Source organism: Anaerotalea alkaliphila, assembly GCF_010179735.1.
GTDB lineage: Bacteria > Bacillota > Clostridia > Lachnospirales > Vallitaleaceae > Anaerotalea > Anaerotalea alkaliphila.
Window position 1 is genome coordinate 1 of sequence record NZ_JAAEEH010000047.1, and the last position, 17857, is coordinate 17857.

Below are 17857 nucleotides of genomic sequence, written 5' to 3' on the forward strand. Positions count from 1 at the left end.
ATACCTATGAGATGGTTGAAATTCAATACGTGGTGTCTGTTGATTCATTCGAATATTAAAGTTGCATTTTCAAGGAACATTCGGGATGATTTCTTAATCTGTCCCGTAACAATATCTTACAAGGAGGAGAAATAGATGATCTCAAAAGAGTATGGAAACTATACATTTATTTGCGATATATGCGGAGCCGGGTCAGATGAGGAATTTGAGACATTCCAAGACGCGGTAGACGCTAAAGGCGATATTGGATGGAAGAGTAAACGAATGAGTGGTGAGTGGGCAGATGTTTGCCCGGAGTGCATTGAACTGGAAGGGAGGGAGGAGAGCTAAATGAATCTTGATACATTTATTAGCTGTGAAACAAATATTTTTGATGTGAATGATTCCAGGCTAAAAACATGGGGAAACCGATGGTCAAGTTCGTTTGATTGGAGAGGTTACGACCAAATAGAAATGAACGAAGAAGAATTAAATAATCTCGTAGAACCATTGAATGGAATGTCCTATGCCGGATCAGACTTGATTCTAAAACCCGCACTGCCTGAATTTACTTTACGAATTTTTGGCACTGAGAAGGGTCAAGAAACGAGAGTTTGCTTTAGAAAGACAATTCTTCCTCCATCACAGACAGTACACGGGGAGGCTGAGGCGTTAATTGAAATATTTACACCCCTTATAGATGCCTATGTGTTCATCAATAACAAAGGCGAATTGGCGGATGAGGTCATCACAATAGGACCTCACCTGATATCACATGACGGTAAAGAAATAACGGGGACATTTAGCAAGGCCGTGTGGAGCAGTACTACAAATCCATTACTTGAGTTCTATACCATTGGAAGGCAAGAAGCACTTGAGTTTGAACGTGGAATGAAGCTTGCTTATATGGCTATTCAAAAGGCTTTATACGACCGACCAACACTGTTTACGAAAAGGACAGAACCTAAAAAATCAAAACCTTTGACAAATGGTCGAAAGCGAAAGAAGAAAAAGCGCAATGTAGTAAGGGCAGTAAAAGTGATAAATGTTAACAAGATTGAAATGAAAAAGTTCGTGGAAGAGATGAATACGGCAAAAAGAACCATAAATTGCCCAAGCTGGGGAGTGATAGGGCACTGGAGAAATTATAAATCAGGTAAACGCACCTGGGTTCAGCCTTATCGCAAAGGCAAAGACCGCCATAAGGAAGGTGCCTATGCTCCGAAGGAATACAGATTTATTGAGGGGGTTACGAAATGATTGAATTCACTTTATATATAGCAGATTGCACAGGCAACCTTTCAAATTGCATTTATCCCCATAAGACGGTGATCACAGATAAGCAGTCCCTAGAAAGAGCCATCGGCTTTGACCACGTGACCGCCCAGTACAAAGACAACTACCGGAAAAATGTCAATTTCATAAAGGCGGACAATGTAGTCCTTGATTGCGATAATGACCACTCGGATGATTCGAAGGATTGGGTCACTGCCGATGATGTGTCCAATACATTTATCGATGTTCCCTTTGCAGTCACCTACAGCAGAAATCATATGAAACAGAAGGGAGGTAAGTCTCCTCGGCCAAGGTTTCATGTGTACTTTAAAATACCAGAAACAACGGACAAAGATGAATATGTCAGATTAAAACAAGAGATCGTATCGGCCTTTCCTTATTTTGACACCAACGCCCTTGATAGTGCCAGACTGATCTTTGGAACGAGTAATCGGCAAGTGGACGTTTATGACGGGGATAGATGCATTACCGAGTTTCTAGCAGACGCCGCCTTTATGAACCTGGACGAAGAGCAGGACGAGATCCCGGAAGGCCAGCGCAATAACGCCATGTCACAGTATGCGGGAAAGATTATGAAGCGCTACGGCAATACAGATGAGGCTTATGAACTGTTTCTTAAAAAAGCGGAGAAGTGTAATCCACCTCTTGAAGAGATGGAGTTAAAACTTATCTGGAGCAGTGCGGTGAATTTCTGGAAAAAGGTAGCGTCCCAAGAGGACTATATCCCACCTGAAGCTTATAACGCAGAGCTTTTGTTAAAACCAGAAGACTTCTCCGATGTGGGACAGGCCATGGTCCTGGCGAGGGAATATGAGAAGGTGCTCCGCTACTCTCCTTCCACAGACTACATCATATACAACGGTAGCTTTTGGGAAGAGTCAAAACCAAAATCCCAAGCGGTAGCCCAGGACCTTACCTCAAGGCAGCTGCAAGAAGCAGAAAAGGAAATCAAAAAGGCCATGGATGAGATGTCAAAGAATGGCGCCTTAAATCTGTTAGCCACTATGGGTCCAAAGAAAGCGGTGACCAGCTTTGATAAAAAGCAAGCCCATGCCTTTGAAAAATACGAGGCGGCAAACGCCTACAGGAACTATGCCATTAAACGAAGAGACTCAAAGTACATCGCCTCGGCTCTAAAAGAAGCGAGGCCCATGCTGGAGATCGAGCAAAAGACTCTGGATGGAGATGAGTTTTTATTAAACACACCCTCCGCCACCTATGATCTGCGCCAAGGGATGAGAGAGACAATCGAACACAACTCTGCTCATTACATTACCAAACAGACTGCGGTGGATCCTGGAAGTGATGGGGCAGAGAAATGGGAAGCTGCCCTGAACCTATTTTTCATGAAAGACAAAGAGCTCATTGAATATGTTCAAAAGATCGTAGGCCTTTCTGCCATCGGCAAAGTCTATGTGGAAGCCTTGATCATCGCCTATGGTGAAGGGCGAAACGGGAAGTCCACCTTCTGGAATGTGGTCTCAAGGGTTCTTGGTTCCTACAGTGGGAATCTATCGGCAGATATGCTGACCGTTGGATGCCGGAGAAATGTGAAACCGGAGCTGGCTGAGGCAAAGGGGAAAAGGCTACTGATTGCAGCAGAGATGGAAGAAGGGATGAGGCTAAACACCTCTAATGTCAAACAGCTCTGTTCTACGGATGAGATTTACGCAGAGAAAAAGTACAAGGATCCCTTTAGTTATATTCCAAGCCATACCCTGGTCCTTTACACCAACCACCTGCCAAAGGTGGGAGCCATTGATAAAGGGACGTGGCGAAGACTCATTGTCATTCCTTTCGCAGCGAAGATTGAAGGGAACCAGGATATTAAGAACTACGGTGACTATCTTTTCGAGAACGCCGGTGGTGCTATACTCTCATGGATCATAGAGGGTGCCAGAAAAGTGATCAAGACCCATTATAAAGTGGATCCACCTAAAAAAGTGGAGGAGGCCATTGAAGCCTACAAAGAAAACAACGACTGGCTTTCCCATTTTCTGATGGAGTGTTGTGAGATCGATGAGGCCTACAGTGCCAAATCCGGGGAAGTGTATAACGAATACCGGGTTTTTTGTTTTCGAACAGGGGAGTTTGCCAGGAGTACCGCTGATTTCTATACTGCCTTGGACGCGACGGAGTTTGAAAGGCGAAAGACGAAATCAGGTGTGATGATTAAAGGTTTAAGGATAAAGTCTGAGTTTGATGCTTAAATCAAATCCCAGAAATAAGCGGTTTTCTTATAAAGGTGAAGGTCGATGCAGGTCATATATAAGACTTTTCTATAGGGCTAAAAAAAACCCTATATATAAAGTTATAGAGATACCCTTCACCGACCGTCACCCTTTGATGAGAAACGTTGATATAACAAGCGTTGAGGAGAAAGATATGACTGAAAAAGAACTTGAGCTAATGCTCGTAAAAGAAGTGAAAAGAAGAGGAGGGAGAGCTTTTAAGTTTATCTCCCCTGGAATAAATGGTGTGCCCGACAGGTTGGTGCTTCTGCCCGGTGGCAGAGTGGGATTTGTCGAGGTGAAAGCACCGGGAAAGAAGATGAGACCAAATCAAATAAAGCGAAAAGGTGAGCTGGAAGGGCTAGGGTTTTTGGTTTATTGCCTAGATAGCCCGGAAGATATAGGAGGTGTGGTGGATGGCATTGCCAGAAATAGTACTACCTAAATCAAGACTACCGTATCACCCTCACGAATATCAGACCCACTGCACCGAGTTTATCCTTGAGAACAAATCAGCAGGGCTTTTCCTGGATATGGGACTCGGAAAAAGTGTCATCACCCTGACTGCTCTAATGGATCTGCTTCATGATCGGTTTGAGGTGTCCAAGGTCTTAGTGATTGCTCCTCTACGAGTGGCGAACACCACCTGGATGGATGAGGTTTTGAAGTGGAAGCACCTAAAGGATTTAAGAGTATCGAGAGTCCTCGGCAGTGCAAAGGAAAGAACCATGGCCCTTTATAAAAAAGCAGATGTCTACACCATCAACAGAGAAAATGTTCCGTGGATCGTTGAGTTTTATAAAAACGACTGGCCCTTTGACATGGTAATTATCGATGAAATTTCAAGCTTCAAATCTCCATCAGCAAAACGGTTCAGAGCACTGAAGAAGGTAAGGCACAAAATCAAAAGGATTGTAGGACTCACCGGAACCCCAGCACCCAATGGACTACTGGATATTTGGAGCCAGATTTATCTTCTGGACGGTGGAGAGCGGCTTGGCAGAACCTTCAGTGGTTACCGAAGTAGATATTTTCACCCACAGAAATATGTGAACGGTGGCATACCAACAGACTATGCTCTGAACGACGATGCAGAGGAAAAGATCTACGACAAGATTTCTGATATCTGCATCAGCATGAAAGCTCTAGAGTATCTGAAAATGCCGGAAATCATCTTTAACAAAGTAGAGGTGGAGCTTTCAGAAAAGGAAATGAAACTTTATAGAAAGCTTGAAAGAGATTTGCTCCTTCCACTAGAGGATAGTGATGTGGATGCTGCAAATGCGGCGGTGCTTTCAAATAAGTTACTGCAGATGTCGGGCGGTACAGTCTATGACGAGTACAAAGATGTACACCAGATTCATGATAGGAAGCTGGATGCTTTAGAAGATCTTGTAGAAGCAGCTAATGGTAAACCGGTCCTGATCTACTATGGATTCAGACATGAACGTGACCGAATTAAAGAGAGATTTGATGCAGGAGACATCAACACCTCAGATGACATTGCCAGATGGAACCGGGGAGAGATGAAGATTGCCCTTTGCCATCCGGCATCAGCTGGGCATGGACTCAATCTTCAAGAAGGTGGCTCCACTATCATATGGTTTAGTGTTACCTGGAGCCTAGAACTATACCAACAAGCCAACGCAAGACTATGGCGACAAGGCCAGAAACAAACTGTAGTCATACATCACATCTTAGTAAAAGACACGATTGATCAGCGAGTGATGTTGGCTCTAGATAATAAAGACACCGGCCAGAACGCTTTGATTGAAGCTGTAAAGGCCAGAATTGATAATTTGAGAAATGGAGGAAGAAGCAATGAGTGTAAATAAATTCAATGCTGAAGGTTACAAAGATCCAACAGCCTATGAGGCTTTATCCAATATTGAAAAAGAGAAGAAGCAAAAGAAAAAGATTGTTTTCATCTGCAGTCCTTTTGCTGGTGACATTGATGGCAATACAAGACGGGCGAGAAGGTTTGGGAGATTTGCAGTGACTGAAAAAGCAGTACCTATCATTCCGCATTTGATGTACCCACAGTTCCTTGAAGAAGATGATCCTGAAGAAAGACAGTTAGGGATTGATATGGGACTCATACTCTTAAGTAAGTGTCATGAGCTTTGGGTCTTTGGGAACCGAATCTCCTCGGGGATGAGTGTGGAGATTGCCAGAGCAAAGAGGTGGAACATACCGATTAGGTATTTTACAACGGAATGTGAAGAAACAGGAGGTGCCCCTCGATGATAGATGAGAAGATGTGTTTTGCTTATCGAAATGGTAAATGCGGCGTTTTAAAAGTGAAGAAGTGCGAAGGTAAGAGTTGCTGCTTCTTTAAGACAAAGGTAGAAGCAGAAGAAGATCAGAAAAAAGTCTTCAGAAGAATCAATTCCCTGGATCCAGCTACAAGAAAGAACATTATGGATCTTTATTACGGAGGAAAGATGAACCTGCTGGATGAAGTGGAGGTGGACTAATGAATGCGAAGGAATATTTATCACAGGCACTTTGGCTTGACCAGATGATTGATAGTAAGTTAGAGCAACTGGGGACGCTTAAGAGCCTAGCCATGAAAGTAACATCGAGCTTCACCAAAGAAAAAATCTGCGGTGGGAATATTGAGAAGAGCAAAATGGAAAGCACCATTGTGAAAGTCATTGACCTTGAAAATGAAATCAATGCTGACATTGATCGCTTGGTTGATCTCAAGAAAGACATTCAAGATACCATTAACATGATGGATGATATCAACCAACAGCTCTTACTTGAACTTCGATATCTCAGCGGAAAAGGCTGGGATGAGATTGCAGCTTCTATGGGGTATGATCCAAGAACAGTGTATCGGATTCATGGAAAAGCCCTAAAAGAATTCGAAAGGATGAAATTGTGTCAGTAAATGTCAGTGAATGTCAGTAGGTACCCGTGCTATAGTATATGGTGTAAAGGTATAGAAAAAAATTCAAGAACACCATATGCTGTAGCATACGCCTAAGCTATATCGATTCGATTCTTAGGAAACGCAGCATTCTTGGATCAAGGGCTCTGGTTAATGAACTGGAGCTTTTTTCTATACCTTACTAAGCAATATTTCAGTTCCTTTTTGAAATGGAAAATTAATTTATTGATTAACTTGTTGCAAAAATAAAGAACTAGATTTATAATGGTATTAAATAAAGCTGTAAAGTTAACAATATGATTAACCTGCAATACTAATTAGGAACTGGGTGATAAATGTGAAATACTATGAAGATTTTTTAAAGCTGGAGGTATTTAACCTGAGCGAAGCAAAAAAAGTTGTTGGCAGTGCAGAAAACGCCAAGGTGCTTTTAAACAATTATATTAAAAAAGGCCTTGTTAAGCGGGTGCGCCGAAATTTATATTGTACTGTTCATTTAGAAAACAGAGAAGCTACAGCCGATCGTTACCTCATAGGAAGTAAAATCAATGAAAGTGCCTATTTGACGTATCATTCTGCTTTTGAGTTACATGGGCTAGCTCATCAAGTAGGCTTTGTTGTTTATGTTGCCTCTGAAAGTAAAATATCTGATTTTGTTTATGAGGGTGTATCGTACAAGTATGTTGGTCGAGGAATAGGATCTGGTGTTACAAATTATCGGTTAAATAGCACAATTAAACTCACCGATCTTGAAAGAACGGTTGTTGACTCTATCGATAGGCCGGATTACTGCGGAGGCCTGTACGAATTGGATGAAATACTAAAAATATGTCCGATTCTTGATGAAACAAAGCTTCTTGCTTATCTTGAGACGTATAATAAAAAAGTTCTTTATAAAAAAGCGGGTTACTTCTTTGAACGACACCAGGAATCATTGGGAATAAAGGAAGATTTATTGAGCTTAATGGAAAAAAGAACCGGTAAGATGAAAAAGTATCTAAGTGAAGAAGCTTTAAACGGGAATGGTGTTTTTGTTAAAAGATGGGGTTTAATCGTTCCTAGAACATTACAGGAAGAGGGTGATATATTTGTTTAATCCAGACAGGAAGTACTATCTCAAAATTTCCGAGAACACAGGGTTTCATAAAGATGTCATCGAGAAGGTACACCGTTTAATTGTCATCCTGGAATATATAAATGGCAACGCTTTTTTAAGGGATCGATTAATCTTAAAAGGTGGGACAGCGTTAAATCTTACAGTTTTTAATTTACCAAGGTTATCTGTTGATATCGATCTTGATTTTCACTCTTACGATAGCCGAGAAATAGTTCTGGAAGAAAGAGGCAGGGTTAGAGAATTATTGTATGGATATTTAGAGCGAGAAGGATATCATATTTCTCAAAAATCAAAAGATTATTTTGCCCTGGAATCTATTGTCGCTGTTTATCAAAACAATGCCGGAAATCCTGATAACATAAAAATTGAAACCAATTATTCATTACGGCATCACGTATATTCGCCTGTCCTGAGAAAAATGAATACTAATATCTTTGGATTGTCGGGTGAAGTACGGACATTAAACAGTATTGAGCTGTTAGCTTCTAAAACAGCAGCGTTATTTAACCGACTAGCCGCAAGGGATTTTTATGACATTTACAATGTTGATCGGTACGGTCTTCTCTCAGAAGAAGATTATGAGATATTTTGTAAGTCCCTTGTCTTTTATGGATCAATCACCGGCGAACCTGGGAAGTTAACTTTTTCTCCTGACAGGGTCGATGAGCTTAAAGAAAAGACAGTTTATAAGAATCTATATCCTATGTTAATAAAGAGTGAGAGACTTGATTTGGATTTAGCAAAATCTAAAGTAAAAGGATTTCTATCAAAAAGTATTCATATAGGGCCGAAACATCGTGAATACTTAGAAGCTTTTGATGATGGTAAATATAGACCTGAGTTGTTGTTTAAGGATAGTCTTTTGGAAAATATCAAAGCGCATCCAATGGCCATATGGAAAACAATGCAGAAGAAAGAAAAATAGTTTAATACGTTCAAACCGACATCATTAATGGTATTAATAGAATCGTTTCAGGAGGGATTGTTGTGAGTTATTCAATTGGAAGTAGGATTAAAATCCTGCGTATAAATCATAAGATCAGCCAGGAAAAGATGGCGGAGATTCTGAACATCACTGCACACAGATATAGTCTTATGGAAAGGGGTCAGGGGGACATTTCTTATGATATCATAAAGAAAATCGCAGACAGTTTTAGAATTCCAACAGATGAAATTACAAAAGCTGTTACGGAGAATAAGGATTTAATAACTCTATTCAGAGAAGAAAATATGGATACAGCTATTGTTGAATCAGTAGGAAAAGTACAAGAAATTGTCAAAGTCTTTTCAGCTCATGAGAAACTGCACAATCAGATAAATTCTAGATGAGAAAAGAATATATGAAGCTATCATTTATTTGAGATTGAAAGTTATAGATCAACTAAACGTTGGTCTTTTTTATTGCAAACAAAAACGGGAGGTGAACTTGATGCCCTGGAAACCAAAGCGCATCTGTAACTATCCTGGATGTCAATCCCTGACCCACGATAGATACTGTGACAAGCACAGGAAAGAAATGATCAAGGTTCAAAATGATCGAAGCTCTAAGATGTACACCTACCAGTGGCGAAAGGCCAGCAAGGAGTTTCTTAAGAAGCATCCCCTGTGTGTTCACTGCAAAAGGGAAGGAAGACTCACTCCGGCAACAGAGGTGGACCATATCAAGCCCCATGGCGGTGACCGGAAGCTCTTCTGGAACAAAAACAACTGGCAGCCCCTTTGTAAGAGCTGTCACTCCAAGAAGACTGCTGAAGAAGATGGAGGCTTTGGAAATGCTCCGAAACCCACGAGGGGGTAGGGGGTCTGAATCTCCACAGACCTGTTGGAACGACAACGCGCCAGGGTCTTTTGTGAAAAATCGCGAAAATCCAAAGGGGGGTATATCCCAAAATTCATGCGCAATATTCAAGGGGAGAGAATCTCCTGGAAATCGCATGAATAGTGGGATGTAGCGCCCCATGAGTAAACAAGAAACTTAATCAAAGTGAATGCATTACAACCTTGAAATACAGGTGTTTTTCCATTATTTTTTGTAAGCTTTAGCCTATAGACCTCGGTCTAGGGCTTTTTTAATGCCAAGAAACGGAGGGAATCTGATGAAACAGGACATGATCATAAGAAAAGTGCCGGTAACGGATATCAACCCGGCAGAATATAACCCAAGAAAAGATTTGAAGCCCGGAGATCCTGCTTATGAAAAGCTGAAAAGGTCTATGACGGAGTTCGGATATGTAGAGCCAATCATCTGGAATGAGGAAACAGGAAATATTGTTGGCGGCCACCAGCGGTATAAGGTTCTTTTAGAGGAAGGTCACACGGAAGTGGAGTGCGTCATTGTTAAGATGAGCGCCGAAAGGGAAAAGGCACTCAATGTGGCTCTTAACAAAGTCACAGGCGATTGGGAGTTTGAAGCTTTGGCTGATCTGATTAAAGATCTGGAAGCACAGGACTTCGATGTGACCCTTACCGGTTTTGATGCTGCAGAGATTGAAGACCTCTTTAGCCAGGTTCACGATAAGGATGTTAACGAGGATGATTTTGACCTTGATGCGGCACTAGAAGAAGAACCTATATCAAAACAAGGAGATATTTGGATTTTAGGAAAACACCGCCTTATTTGTGGCGATAGTACGAAAGCTGAGACCTATGAAAAACTGATGGATGGAAAGAAAGGGAATCTGGTGGTGACAGATCCACCGTATGGGGTTTCATACGATGGAAGCCAAGGAACTATAAAAAATGATAACCTCCAAGACGAGGAGTTTTATAAGTTTCTACTAGATGCCTTTACTAATATGGAAAATTATATGGCTAATGACGCATCAATTTATATATTCCACGCAGATACAAAAGGCCATATTTTTAGAAGGGCTTTTCAGGATGCAGGGTTTTATCTTTCAGGAGTCTGCCAGTGGGTGAAGCAATCGCTAGTATTAGGAAGGTCTCCCTATCAGTGGAAACATGAGCCTTGCCTCTTTGGTTGGAAGAAAAAAGGAAAACATAAATGGTATGCAGGAAGATCAGAGACAACAGTCTGGAATTTCGACAAACCTTCAAGGAGCGAACTTCATAGTACTATGAAACCAGTTCCCTTAATAGCTTACCCAATAAAGAATAGCTCTAGTGTAAATTCTATTGTTATAGATCCGTTTGGAGGGTCGGGTAGCACGTTAATTGCCTGTGAAGAAACAGATAGGATTTGTTATACAGCTGAGCTTGATGAAAAATTTGCAGATGTCATTGTGAAAAGGTTTTATCAGTATTCTCTAGAACACAGGAATTCTGATGAAGATGTATTTCTATTAAGAGATGGCGAGAAAATCAAATATAGTGAATTAGGAAAAGAGCAGTAGCTGATAGCTTTGGCTAATCGCTCTTTTTCTATTTAATGGGGTTGTTAGATTGAAAGAAATACAGATTACTCAAGGAAAGAGAGTATTGGTTAGCGATGAAGACTTTAAAGAAGTCTCAAAATATAAAGGGTCCTGTAGTGCCGCTACAGGATATGCTGTTTGAAATGGTAAAAGAAGGATTTGAAGTAAAAAAAGAATCGTCATTTCTTAAGATAGTACTTGCTATTATGTAGATTTCGAGTGATATATGGTAGTACCAAAAGCAAACAAAATGCAAGGAGGTCAAGGAAATGATGATTCAGAAGAAAGACAGGTTAGAAAACAAAAGGGGTAAGGTTTATGAGATCGCTGGGAAATGGGATCGGGACTTTATCTTGGCACCCATTGAAGAAACCGATGATGAATGCCTGATCTACACACCGGGTGAGGTGGAGGAATTTCTTGAAACAGGGTATTTTAAAAGAGTGGGAGGCGAGAAAGTGATGAAAGCATTATTCGGTAGAAAGGTGCGTGACCTGGTAGAGCTTAAAGAACTCACCCATCAAGCCATCAAAGAAGGAAAGAAAGGGCAGTCTTACATCATCACAAAAGAAGTGATTCTAAAGGATGATGAGTTCAGAGATTTTGCCCAGGACTTCTTAAAAGATCAGCCATGGATTTCACATGAAGATGGTGGGATGGACCAAGACGGTAAAATCAGATGCATCCGAGTCGTAAACATCGACAGCGGAGAGAAGGTCCTGGTAAATACGGAAAATTACGACTACCCACGGTACACGGGCCTTGAACTTTAAGACTGAAGAAGGGCAAGCAGCCCTTTTTTAGATAGTTCATTAAATTATAGGCATCGCTACAGCAGTGCGGATAATTTGGAGCATTTATGGTTGAAAAGCCGGTTAAATACCTTGCTATATCCTGTGTTTAGAGTGATATATGTAAGTACCAAAACTTAGAGGAGGTATGAAAATGGACCGGAAAGAAATGATCAAACAACTGGGTGAGCACTTTGGCGTGAAACCTAAATACTTGAGTGTTCCAACTTTTAATTATGAAATTAGGACAAATACCGAAGTTTACACAATTGATAGACATGGCGGTATCACCAGGGGAGATGGAGAGACCATCACCATGGAAGAGATTCTGAATCCGCAAATGGAATCAGAACCCACGGTCAATCAAGAGCAAAACATTCAAGCATCGATTGATGATGCAGCAGCTCCAGAATTAACGCAGAGAGAAGGAGCGGACAGGATCCTGGAAGATCTCGGAGGGGTTGAAGTCAAACTGAATTTTGAAGAGCATACAGCTGATAGCCTGAAGAATATCATCAACATGCTTTACAGTAAGCAGCGACTCATTATGATGGCCTTTGAAACAGAGACGGCCTTCATGGACGAGACATTTGCAGAAGATCTAAATAAGATTGAGATTAAAGATTTGCAGGGACTTAAAGAAGCCTTTGAAGAACTGGGACCAGACAGATGTCCAGGATATGAGATTGATTTTGAAGAGCAGACGTTCACTTTCAAACTTTTCAGCTCAAAGCTGAATCCAGAAAGAATCAAAGCATTTCAAGACCTATGTGTCCTCATAGCGAACTCCGGAATAACCTTAAATCGCGCATCCTACAAACAGGCTCAGGATGATAATCCCAAGTATGCTCTTAGAACCTGGCTGATTCGCATTGGGATGAATGGTCCGGAGTATAAGGAAACCAGAAAGACACTTCTTAAGAACCTGGAAGGCAGTGGTGCTTTCAGAAAGGTGGGTGAAAGCGATGAAACCTAAATGCAGACTCATTGGAGAAGATGGTAACATCTTTAATCTCATGGGGATTGTATCACGCACCCTAAAGGAAGCTGGGGAGCCTGAAAAGGCCGATGAAATGGTAAAGCGCATTACAACTGAAGCCAAGAGCTATGATGAGGCCCTGGTCATGTTGATGGAATACGTGGATGTGGAGTAGGAGGTGTGGATAGATGGACCGATTTTTCAGTCAGAAACACTGTGACCGCTGCGGTGGTAGCTTAGAAGGTGGGCGAACCATGTCCATGTTCAATGAGCAGTGCATCTGCATGAGTTGCAAAGAGAAGGAAACAAAAGACCCTGAATACAAAAGAGCTGTGGATGCAGATCATGAAGAGATTAAAAAAGGGAACTTTAACTACAAAGGGGTTCGTGGGAAGTAACCAATGATCCTTAACTTGTTTTAATAAGGAGTAGTTTGCTTATAAGGACAAGATCTACCTCTTTTATCAAGCTATATGCATATATTGAAGTAGATTATATGCATTAACGCAAAGGGATAGGCAGTTTCTTGTGGGATATCTAGAACCAATAGCGAGATTATCTGCATATTTTATTTGCTATCTGCATATAATGATGATAAAATTATGCACATAGAATAGAGAGTAGGTAGGTGATAATAGTGAAAGAGTTTAATTACAGAGAAATGAACAGTGAATTAATGGTCCCCGAGATCATGAATCTAGTATCGAAAATACATGAGTTTAAAGGAAAGCAAGAACTGTTCGTGAGGGCTAAACCAGATATTCTCAAGGCCATGTTGGAGGTAGCAAAAATTCAAAGTACCGGTGCGTCCAATCGAATTGAAGGGATCTTTACTTCCGATGCCAGGCTTGAAGAACTGGTTTCAAAAAAGGCAGAACCTATGAATAGAGATGAAGAGGAAATTGCCGGTTATAGGGAAGTTCTAAATACAATTCATGAGAATTACGATTATATTACCCTGAGATCAAGTGTGATTTTACAATTGCACAGGGACCTTTATAGTTTTCATCCGTCCACCAATGGGGGACGATATAAAAATCAAGACAATGTCATTGAAGAAGTGGATGAGAAAGGTACTCGTCGAATTCGGTTTAAGCCCTTGTCCGCTTTTGAAACGCCAGAAGCAGTAGAGAACTTATGTAGTGCCTATCATGAGGCCATTAATGAGGGGAGAATTGACCCCTTAATTCTAATATCAAAGTTTGTATTGGATTTTCTAAGTATTCATCCTTTTAATGATGGAAATGGAAGGATGAGTAGACTCCTAACACTGCTACTTCTCTACCAACAAGGCTATATTGTTGGAAAGTATATCAGTGTGGAGATGCTGATTGAAAGCACGAAGGAAAGTTATTATGAAACCCTACAAGAAAGTTCCATAGGATGGCATGAAAATGAGAACAGTTATCTACCTTTTGTGAAGTACTACTGTAGTGTTTTATTGAAGGCCTATAAGGACTTCTCTGATAGGATAGAAACTGTAGCTGTAGATAAAATGGGTAAATCAGAAAGAGTGAGGGACCTATTTGATAAGAAGGTTGGTAAACTTTCAAAGAGAGAGATTGCAGATATTTATCCTGATATCAGTGTCACAACCATTGAAAAAGCACTTTCCGATTTATTGAAAGAGGGATACATCCAAAAGGTCGGATCCGGTAGAGGCACCACATACATTAAGAACTCAGACTATGAGGGACCAGAAGAAAACTAAAAGATTGAACAAAGACCTTCGGGTCTTTTTTCTTTGCAGTAAATAAAGGAGGTGAAAGTTATGGCAGGTAGAGGAAGACCACCAAAACCTACAGCGGTCAAAGAGCTGGAAGGTAATCCTGGAAAAAGACCACTGAATAAAAATGAACCAAAACCCAAACAAAGAGCACCCAAGTGCCCGTCATGGCTGGAACCAGATGCCAAGAAGGAATGGAGAAGACTATCGAAAGAACTGGAAACCATGGGACTTCTGACTGAGGTGGATATGGCAGCTTTTGCAGGGTACTGTCAAGCCTATGCTAGATGGAAGGAAGCAGAAGAATTCATCTCAAAGCATGGATCCATTTTAAAGACCGCTTCAGGATATATTCAGCAGATTCCTCAAGTCTCTATTGCGCAGCAGAACCTAAAGCAGATGAGAAACTTTTGCTCAGAACTGGGCTTAAGTCCATCGGCAAGAAGTAGGCTCAATATCAATAACAGTGGTAACACCATCGAAGGCGATGCCATGGAAGAGCTGCTATCCAATGTACCAAGGGCGGAGGACCTTCTAAATAAAAATCATGATGAGTAAATCGAAAGGGGGAGACGCCTATGCCATTTAGTGAAGCCCATGCCAACCACGCCATAAACTTTATCGAACAACTGAAGCTGACCAAAGGCAAGTGGGCCGGTCAGCCTTTTAAGTTACTCCCCTGGGAGAAGGATCTGGTGAGGCGCCTCTTTGGAACCTTGCGAGAAGACGGAACCCGTCAATACCGCACCGCCTATGTGGAGATTGGCAAGAAAAACGGTAAATCAGAGCTGGGTGCAGCCATTGCCCTTTACATGCTTTTAGCTGATGGAGAACCCAACGCAGAGGTGTATGTAGCTGCCTGCGACAGACAACAGGCCAGCATCATTTTTAATACCAGCATGAACTTTGTGGAAGGAAATCCTACCCTCTCAAAAGTTACGAACCTTGTGAGATCGACGAAACGAATAACTTATCCAAAGACAGGAAGCTTTTATCAAGTTCTAAGCTCCGATGTTAAATCAAAATCAGGTATCAATGCTTCCTGCGTTATCCTTGATGAGATCTGGACCTATCCGAATCCAGACCTTGCAAAGATGCTGACCACTGGTTCCGGGGATGCCAGAACCCAGCCACTCTTTTTATACCTCACCACCGCCGGGAATCAACTTTCTGGCTATGGCTGGGAGATGCATCAAAAGGCGAAAGACATACTGGAAGGCAGGAGAGTAGATCCCACATTCCTGGCCATCATCTATGGGCTTGAGGACGATGCGGATATCGAAGACGAAAACAACTGGTATAAGGCCAACCCAAGTCTTGGCCATACCATTACGATAGAGAGAGTCAGGGAACATTACAATCAGGTGAAAGACGACCCAGCAGATCTTGCTCTGTTTAAACAGCTGAGACTGAACATGTGGTTAAAGCAGGAAATCAAATGGATGCCCATGGATAAGTGGGACCTTTGTAACTACACGATAGACCCGGAAGAGCTGAAAGGGCGAGTCTGCTACGGAGGTCTTGACCTGTCCTCAACCAGTGACATCACAGCCTTTGTGCTGGTGTTCCCTCCATTAGAAGAGGGAGATAAGTTTCAGGTGATCCCATACTTCTGGCTTCCGGAGGAGACCCTACATCAGCGGGTAAAAAGAGATAGCGTTCCCTATGACATATGGCACAGACAGGGACTCTTAAATCTCACGGAAGGAAATGTGGTCCATTATGGATTCATCGAGAAGTTTATTGAGCGCCTTGGTGAAAAGTACAACATAAGAGAGATCGTCTATGACCGTTGGGGCGCCACACAAATGAGTCAAAACCTTGAGGGGATGGGATTTACAGTCATACCTTTTGGGCAGGGATTTAAGGATATGTCTCCACCGACAAAAGACCTCATGCGGCTGACACTCAGTAAACAGATTGCTCATGGCGGTCATCCGGTTCTTCGGTGGATGGCAGATAACATTGTGGTCAGGACAGACCCAGCAGGTAATATCAAGGTGGATAAGGAAAAGTCCTCAGAAAAGATCGATGGTATTGTGGCCATGATCATGGGCCTTGCCAGAGCAACAGTGAATCCACCGGATGATGATGGATCCATTTATGATGAACGCGACATGATTATTTTAGGATAGAAGGGGGTGAACATAGATTATGGCGAACTTTTTTAAATGGCTCTTTAAGGCAAGGGCAGAACCGACAGATAGTGTCAGCAGTGCACCAAACTTTTATATGGGACAAAGCGTATCAGGGAAAATTGTCAATGAGCGAAGTTCCATGCAAACCACAGCAGTCTTTGCTTGTGTGAGAATCATTGCAGAAACAGTAGCATCTTTACCCCTTCATACCTATCAGTATAAAGGGGACGGCAAAGAAAAGATGTACACCCATCCGCTTTATAAGGTTTTGCATGATGAACCCAATCCGGAGATGACATCCTTTACCCTCCGGGAAACCATGTTGACACATCTACTGTTATGGGGGAATGCCTACTGCCAGATCATTCGAAATGGTAAAGGTGAAGTGATGCATCTGTATCCTCTGCTGCCTGACAAGATGACGGTGGATAGAGATAAAAATGGAAAGCTCTACTATGCTTATAGGAAAGACACCACCACCCATTATCTCGGTCCAGAGGATGTGCTTCATGTACCAGGACTTGGCTTTGATGGGGTCATGGGTTACTCACCGGTGGCTCTCGCAAAAAATGCCATCGGACTGAACATTGCTGCTGAAGAATATGGCGGCAGGTTCTTTGCCAACAATGCCACGCCAAGCGGAATTCTTTCAACTTCAGGAACCATTAAGGATCCTGCCAAAGTAAGGGATGCCTGGCAGGCAGCATACGGTGGCATTAACAATAGCAACAAGGTAGCTGTCCTTGAAGATGGTCTTCAGTACCAAGCCATCAGTATGCCAAACTCCGATGCCCAGTTTTTAGAGACCAGAAAGTTTCAGATTGAAGAGATCTGTAGAATCTTTCAGGTGCCGCCTCATATGGTGGCAGATCTTAGTAAGAGTTCATTCAGTAACATTGAAAACCAGTCCATCAGTTTTGTGGTCCATACCATCAGGCCATGGCTTGTGAGACTTGAGCAGGCTATGAACCGGACACTCTTTCTTGAAAAAGAGAAGGGCCAGTGTTTTGTATCCTTCAACGCATCGGCCCTTATGCGTGGGGATTACAAATCCAGGATGGATGGATACGCCATCGGTATTCAGAACGGGTTCTTCTCCGTCAATGATGTCAGGCGTATGGAGAACATGGATCCAATCTCGGGAGAAGATGGTGGAGACCTTTATCTTGTAAATGGCAATATGTTACCCCTTAAGATGGCCGGGGCTTATTATGGAAAGTAAGTGATAATGTTGAGTTGATCATAATTTGAATATGAGTACTCTATAAACCACTTACATTTCGCCACTATTTTTAATGATAAAATTTAGTTTGTTGAAAAGAACTTAACA

At 41.9% G+C, this 17857-nt stretch carries 21 protein-coding genes; all 21 read left to right on the forward strand.

What is annotated here, in order from left to right; translation table 11 throughout:
- Positions 1–135 precede the first annotated feature (135 nt).
- The 21 genes from GXN74_RS12660 (at position 136) to GXN74_RS12760 (ending at position 17749) form a co-directional block, all read left to right on the forward strand.
- On the forward strand, positions 136–330 hold the full coding sequence (locus tag GXN74_RS12660) for a hypothetical protein (RefSeq protein WP_162371307.1): 195 nt from the start codon (positions 136–138) through the stop codon (positions 328–330).
- Positions 331–1239, forward strand: coding sequence for a hypothetical protein (locus GXN74_RS12665; RefSeq protein WP_162371308.1), 909 nt, complete (start codon positions 331–333; stop codon positions 1237–1239). It abuts the gene before it with no gap.
- A complete protein-coding gene (locus tag GXN74_RS12670; protein ID WP_162371309.1) occupies positions 1236–3485 on the forward strand; it encodes a phage/plasmid primase, P4 family in 2250 nt (749 codons plus the stop codon). The genes GXN74_RS12665 and GXN74_RS12670 overlap by 4 nt, the downstream gene beginning before the upstream one ends.
- A gap of 175 nt (positions 3486–3660) precedes the next feature.
- Positions 3661–3951, forward strand: coding sequence for a VRR-NUC domain-containing protein (locus tag GXN74_RS12675; RefSeq protein WP_162371310.1), 291 nt, complete (start codon positions 3661–3663; stop codon positions 3949–3951).
- The gene (locus GXN74_RS12680) at positions 3923–5341 is read left to right on the forward strand and encodes an SNF2-related protein (protein ID WP_162371311.1); all 1419 of its coding nucleotides are present in this window, start codon (positions 3923–3925) and stop codon (positions 5339–5341) included. Before GXN74_RS12675 ends, GXN74_RS12680 begins: the two co-directional genes overlap by 29 nt.
- Entirely contained in the window at positions 5328–5753 is a 426-nt protein-coding gene (locus GXN74_RS12685) for a DUF7768 domain-containing protein (RefSeq protein ID WP_162371312.1), read from the forward strand. The genes GXN74_RS12680 and GXN74_RS12685 overlap by 14 nt, the downstream gene beginning before the upstream one ends.
- Complete coding sequence (locus GXN74_RS12690) at positions 5750–5983, forward strand: hypothetical protein (protein ID WP_162371313.1); 234 nt, start codon at positions 5750–5752, stop codon at positions 5981–5983. Before GXN74_RS12685 ends, GXN74_RS12690 begins: the two co-directional genes overlap by 4 nt.
- Positions 5983–6402, forward strand: coding sequence for a DUF1492 domain-containing protein (locus tag GXN74_RS12695; protein ID WP_162371314.1), 420 nt, complete (start codon positions 5983–5985; stop codon positions 6400–6402). The genes GXN74_RS12690 and GXN74_RS12695 overlap by 1 nt, the downstream gene beginning before the upstream one ends.
- Before the next feature lie 337 nt (positions 6403–6739).
- On the forward strand, positions 6740–7498 hold the full coding sequence (locus tag GXN74_RS12700; protein WP_162371315.1) for a hypothetical protein: 759 nt from the start codon (positions 6740–6742) through the stop codon (positions 7496–7498).
- Complete coding sequence (locus tag GXN74_RS12705; protein WP_162371316.1) at positions 7491–8444, forward strand: nucleotidyl transferase AbiEii/AbiGii toxin family protein; 954 nt, start codon at positions 7491–7493, stop codon at positions 8442–8444. Before GXN74_RS12700 ends, GXN74_RS12705 begins: the two co-directional genes overlap by 8 nt.
- Positions 8445–8506: 62 nt before the next feature.
- Positions 8507–8848, forward strand: coding sequence for a helix-turn-helix domain-containing protein (locus GXN74_RS12710; RefSeq protein WP_162371317.1), 342 nt, complete (start codon positions 8507–8509; stop codon positions 8846–8848).
- Positions 8849–8948: 100 nt separating this feature from the next.
- Positions 8949–9317 (forward strand): HNH endonuclease, encoded by a 369-nt coding sequence (locus GXN74_RS12715; RefSeq protein WP_162371318.1) that lies wholly within the window; start codon positions 8949–8951, stop codon positions 9315–9317.
- Positions 9318–9627: 310 nt separating this feature from the next.
- Positions 9628–10872 (forward strand): site-specific DNA-methyltransferase, encoded by a 1245-nt coding sequence (locus tag GXN74_RS12720; RefSeq protein WP_162371325.1) that lies wholly within the window; start codon positions 9628–9630, stop codon positions 10870–10872.
- A gap of 290 nt (positions 10873–11162) precedes the next feature.
- The gene (locus tag GXN74_RS14870; RefSeq protein WP_343032823.1) at positions 11163–11666 is read left to right on the forward strand and encodes a hypothetical protein; all 504 of its coding nucleotides are present in this window, start codon (positions 11163–11165) and stop codon (positions 11664–11666) included.
- A 172-nt stretch (positions 11667–11838) separates the two neighbouring features.
- Positions 11839–12660, forward strand: a complete 822-nt coding sequence (locus GXN74_RS12730; protein ID WP_162371319.1) for a hypothetical protein — start codon at positions 11839–11841, stop codon at positions 12658–12660.
- Positions 12650–12838 (forward strand): hypothetical protein, encoded by a 189-nt coding sequence (locus GXN74_RS12735; RefSeq protein WP_162371320.1) that lies wholly within the window; start codon positions 12650–12652, stop codon positions 12836–12838. The genes GXN74_RS12730 and GXN74_RS12735 overlap by 11 nt, the downstream gene beginning before the upstream one ends.
- 13 nt (positions 12839–12851) lie before the next feature.
- Positions 12852–13061, forward strand: coding sequence for a gamma-glutamylcyclotransferase (locus tag GXN74_RS12740; protein WP_162371321.1), 210 nt, complete (start codon positions 12852–12854; stop codon positions 13059–13061).
- 230 nt (positions 13062–13291) lie between these two features.
- On the forward strand, positions 13292–14374 hold the full coding sequence (locus GXN74_RS12745) for a Fic family protein (RefSeq protein WP_425481859.1): 1083 nt from the start codon (positions 13292–13294) through the stop codon (positions 14372–14374).
- A 60-nt stretch (positions 14375–14434) separates the two neighbouring features.
- Positions 14435–14947, forward strand: a complete 513-nt coding sequence (locus tag GXN74_RS12750; RefSeq protein WP_162371322.1) for a phage terminase small subunit P27 family — start codon at positions 14435–14437, stop codon at positions 14945–14947.
- Positions 14948–14967: 20 nt separating this feature from the next.
- A complete protein-coding gene (locus GXN74_RS12755) occupies positions 14968–16524 on the forward strand; it encodes a terminase large subunit (protein WP_162371323.1) in 1557 nt (518 codons plus the stop codon).
- Between the two features lie 19 nt (positions 16525–16543).
- Positions 16544–17749: a phage portal protein gene (locus GXN74_RS12760; protein WP_162371324.1), complete on the forward strand. Its 1206-nt coding sequence runs from the start codon at positions 16544–16546 to the stop codon at positions 17747–17749.
- The last annotated feature ends 108 nt before the right edge of the window (positions 17750–17857 follow it).

Coding starts and splice junctions, on each gene's coding strand:
- GXN74_RS12660 (WP_162371307.1), top strand. CDS start 136: ATGATCTCAAAAGAGTATGGAAACTATACATTTATTTGCGATATATGC.
- GXN74_RS12665 (WP_162371308.1), top strand. CDS start 331: ATGAATCTTGATACATTTATTAGCTGTGAAACAAATATTTTTGATGTG.
- GXN74_RS12670 (WP_162371309.1), top strand. CDS start 1,236: ATGATTGAATTCACTTTATATATAGCAGATTGCACAGGCAACCTTTCA.
- GXN74_RS12675 (WP_162371310.1), top strand. CDS start 3,661: ATGACTGAAAAAGAACTTGAGCTAATGCTCGTAAAAGAAGTGAAAAGA.
- GXN74_RS12680 (WP_162371311.1), top strand. CDS start 3,923: ATGGCATTGCCAGAAATAGTACTACCTAAATCAAGACTACCGTATCAC.
- GXN74_RS12685 (WP_162371312.1), top strand. CDS start 5,328: ATGAGTGTAAATAAATTCAATGCTGAAGGTTACAAAGATCCAACAGCC.
- GXN74_RS12690 (WP_162371313.1), top strand. CDS start 5,750: ATGATAGATGAGAAGATGTGTTTTGCTTATCGAAATGGTAAATGCGGC.
- GXN74_RS12695 (WP_162371314.1), top strand. CDS start 5,983: ATGAATGCGAAGGAATATTTATCACAGGCACTTTGGCTTGACCAGATG.
- GXN74_RS12715 (WP_162371318.1), top strand. CDS start 8,949: ATGCCCTGGAAACCAAAGCGCATCTGTAACTATCCTGGATGTCAATCC.
- GXN74_RS12720 (WP_162371325.1), top strand. CDS start 9,628: ATGATCATAAGAAAAGTGCCGGTAACGGATATCAACCCGGCAGAATAT.
- GXN74_RS14870 (WP_343032823.1), top strand. CDS start 11,163: ATGATGATTCAGAAGAAAGACAGGTTAGAAAACAAAAGGGGTAAGGTT.
- GXN74_RS12730 (WP_162371319.1), top strand. CDS start 11,839: ATGGACCGGAAAGAAATGATCAAACAACTGGGTGAGCACTTTGGCGTG.
- GXN74_RS12735 (WP_162371320.1), top strand. CDS start 12,650: ATGAAACCTAAATGCAGACTCATTGGAGAAGATGGTAACATCTTTAAT.
- GXN74_RS12740 (WP_162371321.1), top strand. CDS start 12,852: ATGGACCGATTTTTCAGTCAGAAACACTGTGACCGCTGCGGTGGTAGC.
- GXN74_RS12750 (WP_162371322.1), top strand. CDS start 14,435: ATGGCAGGTAGAGGAAGACCACCAAAACCTACAGCGGTCAAAGAGCTG.
- GXN74_RS12755 (WP_162371323.1), top strand. CDS start 14,968: ATGCCATTTAGTGAAGCCCATGCCAACCACGCCATAAACTTTATCGAA.
- GXN74_RS12760 (WP_162371324.1), top strand. CDS start 16,544: ATGGCGAACTTTTTTAAATGGCTCTTTAAGGCAAGGGCAGAACCGACA.